This is a genomic window from bacterium, from assembly GCA_026398675.1.
In the GTDB taxonomy this organism is placed as follows: Bacteria; RBG-13-66-14; RBG-13-66-14; order RBG-13-66-14; family RBG-13-66-14; genus RBG-13-66-14.
Genome location: JAPLSK010000232.1, coordinates 1 through 4,067, shown reverse-complemented (window position 1 = coordinate 4,067; position 4,067 = coordinate 1). Strand labels below are relative to the sequence as shown.

At 67.0% G+C, this 4,067-nt stretch carries 4 protein-coding genes; 3 read left to right on the top strand and 1 reads right to left on the bottom strand.

Going from position 1 to position 4,067, the window contains the following annotated elements; all coding sequences use genetic code 11:
* Positions 1-381: 381 nt before the first annotated feature.
* Positions 382-969 carry an RNA 2',3'-cyclic phosphodiesterase gene (gene thpR / locus NTW26_07345; protein MCX7022071.1) on the bottom strand — a complete coding sequence of 196 codons (588 nt, stop codon included), beginning with the start codon at positions 967-969 and terminating at the stop codon, positions 382-384.
* A gap of 114 nt (positions 970-1,083) precedes the next feature.
* Here thpR and NTW26_07340 point away from each other — a divergent pair, with 114 nt between their 5' ends.
* The 3 genes from NTW26_07340 to NTW26_07330 all read left to right on the top strand — a co-directional run.
* The gene (locus NTW26_07340) at positions 1,084-1,998 is read left to right on the top strand and encodes a hypothetical protein (protein MCX7022070.1); all 915 of its coding nucleotides are present in this window, start codon (positions 1,084-1,086) and stop codon (positions 1,996-1,998) included.
* The gene (locus NTW26_07335; GenBank protein MCX7022069.1) at positions 1,991-3,529 is read left to right on the top strand and encodes a hypothetical protein; all 1,539 of its coding nucleotides are present in this window, start codon (positions 1,991-1,993) and stop codon (positions 3,527-3,529) included. The genes NTW26_07340 and NTW26_07335 overlap by 8 nt, the downstream gene beginning before the upstream one ends.
* Positions 3,507-4,067, top strand: a 561-nt coding sequence (locus NTW26_07330; protein MCX7022068.1) for a glycosyltransferase family 39 protein, incomplete at its 3' end; no start/stop codon positions are given. The genes NTW26_07335 and NTW26_07330, both read left to right, overlap by 23 nt.

The window sequence follows — 4,067 nt, the reverse complement described above, 5'->3', positions numbered from 1 at the left end:
GGGCTAGGGTAAGGGGCGAGGCTGGGAGCGTGAATACGGCGGGGATTAAAATCCCCGCCCTACATTTACCCCTTCTCTCCCTTCCGGGGAGAGGCTCGCCTATGGGTTAGGGTGAGGGGCGAGGCTGGGAGCGTGAATACGGCGGGGATTAAAATCCCCGCCCTACATTTACCCCTTCTCTCCCTTCCGGGGAGAGGCTCGCCGATGGGTTGGGGTGAGGGCCGCCCCCTGTCCCCTCTCCCGTTTAGGGAGAGGCTCGCCTACGGGTTAGGGTGAGGGTCAGGGCCGAGAACGTGAAACGGCGGGGATTAAAATCCCCGCCCTACATTTCGGAAGGCCAGCGTTATAGGCGAAAAGGCGATCCGCCAGGGCCGCCCTTTTTTACACGCCGAAGGGGAACTCACCCAGCTTCGTATACCGGGAGCCGCCGGGACCCAGCTCGCTCTGAAAAAGCACCGCCCCCCCGCAGCGCCAGGCGCCGAAACTTTTTCCCTCGAACCGCCCCAAAAGCTCCGCCGCGTCACGGGGCCGCTGGTCCTTGCGCACGCGGGCCAGGGTGGCGTGCGGCGTGAAGAGGCGCCTCTCTTTCTGAAAACCGAGCGCGGCCATGGCGTCCTCCACGCCCAGCACCAACTTCCGCAGCTCGACCGTCCCCCGGTCCAGGCCGGCGTAGAGGACCCTCGGCGGTCTCGGCGGCCTCCGGTCGCCCTCCGCTGGGGGGATAGAGGGGGGGAGCGTCCCCAGGCCGGTCAGGCCGAGCGCGAAGGGAGTGAGGGAGCTGCAAACCACGGCCAGGGCCTCTTTTATCCGTGGAACCAGCCCCTCGTCCGTCTCCCCCAGGAATTTCAGCGTCAGGTGGACGTTTCCCGCCGCCACCCAGCGCCAGGCGGAGTCGCGCGATGCGCTCTGCACCGCGGCAAGTTTCTCCTGCACCTCGGATGGTATCTCCGTCGCCACGAATAGACGCACGGCTGCTTTCCTCCACGGTTAACCGACGAATGAAGCCTATCATCCCGGCGGCCCGTGGTCAACCGGGCGCGGGCCCGCGCCTTAATGCTATACTTGAGGTCGAAAGGCGGGGGCATGGCCGAGTTCGAGGTTAAGATTCTAAAAGGCCGTGGGCCGATACTGACGGGCCACGGCGCGTATTACCTAAGCGGTTACCTGGACGCCGTCCGGGAGACTTTCGGGAACGCCGTCGAGCTCTTCGAGGTGAGCTCCGGTGGTGAAACGCGGGCCTTCTTCCCCCTCCTGCGGCGGGGAAACATCGGCGTCATGCCTCCCCTGGGCCAGTACTGGGGCATTTGGGAACTGCCGATCACGGACCCGGCGCCGGGGAGGGCCGAGTCGGTCTGGGAGAAAACGGTGCGCGCGTTGGACGGGCACCTGCGCGGCCTGGGGCTCGCCGAGGCCGCTTTCATCCACCCGCCCAACGTGACCGACGCCCGGCCCTTCCTGCGCCTGGGCTGGGAGGTCACTCCCCGCTACACCTATCTGGTCCCACCCTCCGGAGAAGACGCCTGGGATTCGGCCACCCGCCGCCAGTTGAAGAAATCCCGCGAGCTGGGCGTCGAGGTCCGCGTCGCCGAATCGTGGGAAACGCTTTATCGCCTGCACCGGGATGGCATGGACCGCCAGCGCCTGCCCCACGCCCCGGAGGCGCTAGTCCGGACTCTCGCCGCGCGGGGGACGGTTTACGAGACGGAGACGGCCGCCGTTCTCCTGGGGAAAGACGCCGCCGCCGGGTATTACACCCTCGCGGCCAGCGACCCGGCGGGGCACGGCGACGGCTCGCCCACCGCCCTCGTCGCCCGCGTCCTGGAGGAGCTCGGCCAGGACGGCCTGAGCCTGGATTTCGTGGGCGCCAACACGGAAAAGCTCTGCCGCTTCAAGCGCGGCTTCGGCGGGCGGCTGGTTCCCTACTTCCAAACCCGGGTCGTTTTCGCCAAAACCCGCCGGTTCCTGAAGGGGCTGCGAAGGGTGCTGCTGAGTGACTAGGCTCCTCTTCAGCGATGACGTCGAGCCGGAACGCCGCCGACGGCTGGATTACGCCCTAGCTGAAATCCTCCGCCTGGGCGGCGTTTTCGTGCCGGGTGAGGGGCCGACGGTGGGCTACGGGGTGGAGGGGGACATCACCATCCGCCCCTCTACCGTGGACGAGCCGGCCGGCGTCCACCTCAAAATCCAGGGTAATCCACCGAATCCTTTTGGTTGGCCCGCGGAGCTATTCTCCCTCTTCGCCGACACCGAAGCCCGTCTCCCCGGCAGGCCGCTCTACGCGGACGACTCCGGGAAAAGCCTCGTCACCCTCGACGGGGACCGCGTCCACCTGGCGGTGGACCCCCTGGCGACGGCCTGGCACCTTCTGGGTCAGGAGGAGGAGCGGCGGTTTCCCGAGCGGCGTGACGCCCACGGCCGCCTCTCGCTGGGTACGACCGCCCTTCCGCCGGAAATCTTCGAGCGGCCCTGGTTCGAGGAATGGGGCCGTTTCTTCACCGCCGCGCTCTCCATCAAAAACGCCGTCGTCCGGTTCGGTCGCCACCCCGGCGGGGCGGACTGGTCGGTCGTCCTGACCCACGACGTGGACTCGCTGAGCGAACGGAGCCTGGGTCGGGCCCTGCGCCTTCTGGCCGCGGGGTTGATCAAATTCTCGAAACCGCATCTGCGGGCCGCGGGGTGGATGTTCCGTCTGATGGGCGCGCCCGACCGCCACCCCTGCCTGGACAGATGCGTCGTGGCCGACGCGCCGGCGAGGGCGACCTACCTCTTCCACGCCGGTCGCCGGGGGCTCTGGGACCCCGAGTACTACCTTGAACAGCTCCCCCGCGAGCTGGCCTTTCTCAAACGGACCGGCCAGGAAATCGGCGTCCACTACGGCTACGAGACCGCCGGCGACTCGGAAAAACTCAACGCGGAGCTGGCCGCCTTCGAGCGTGCAACCGGTTTCCCCCCCACCGCCGGCCGGGCGCACTACCTCCGCCTGCGCGGTCCCGACGACCTCGGCCTTATTGCGCGGACCTGCCTGGTCTACGATTCCAGCCTCGGCTTCCCCGACGGCCCCGGCTACCGCGTCGGCACCGGCGGACCGTATCGGGTTTTCGATACTGTAAGTGGTGAATTATCAAGCCTGTTTGAGCTTCCGCTCGTGGTGATGGACGGGGCACTCTTCAAGAAATACGGAGAAGGAGATGTGGACGTGGAGGACGCCTGGGGCTGCGTCCGACCGTATCTCGAAGCCGCGCGGGAAGCGGGCGCCGCCTGTTGCATCCTCTGGCATCAGCGAGTCTTCGGGACGGCCTACCCCGGCTGGGGCGAAGTTTTTCGAAGAATCCTGGCCTACGCCCGTGAAAACGGCGCCTGGTGCGGTCCGGCGGGGGAATTCATCGAGCATGCCCGGTCCGCCGAACAAATGTTCGCCGGGGAGGGTAAAATCGTCAACAATTCAAGTAATATCATAATGTTATCAATCTCAACCAACCCCGGAAAAACCGTCGAGCTCCACCCCGGTGAAACTCTGCCCGTCAGCTAGACCGCTGGATTGGCGGCACCCCTGGCGCGACGACTGCTTCTGGGTCGCCGTGGCGCTCCTCATCGCCGCGGTTATCCGGCTGGTCCTGCTCCTGCAGCTCGCCGACAGCCCCTTCGGGGATTACCTCGGCCTCGACGAGCGGTACTACCACACGCAGGCGCTGACGATTGCCGCTGGAGAGGGGCCCGAGCTGCCGTTCTTCATGAGCCCCCTCTACCAGATGTCGCTGGGCGGCGTGTACGCGCTGGCGGGCGGGAGCTGGTGGACGGTGCGGGTGCTCCAGGCGCTCCTCGGCCTGGGGACGCTCTTTCTCGTCTGGCGGACGGCACGGCGGCTGACGGGACGGTGGTGGGCGCTGGGAACCTTAGGCGCGGCGGCGCTCTACTCGCAGTTCTTCTTCACCGAAACCCTTCTCCTGCCCACGACCCTGACCGCGTTCCTCGTGGTCCTGGGGACATACCTCGCCGTGCGGCACGTCCAGCGCCCGGTCCCGTGGACCGCCGTCGGAATCGGGGTCGCTTTCGCGCTGGCGGCGCTG

What these genes read in the sequence shown, in the direction of transcription:
- NTW26_07340 (MCX7022070.1), top strand. Translation starts at nt 1,084, where the DNA reads ATGGCCGAGTTCGAGGTTAAGATTCTAAAAGGCCGTGGGCCGATACTG.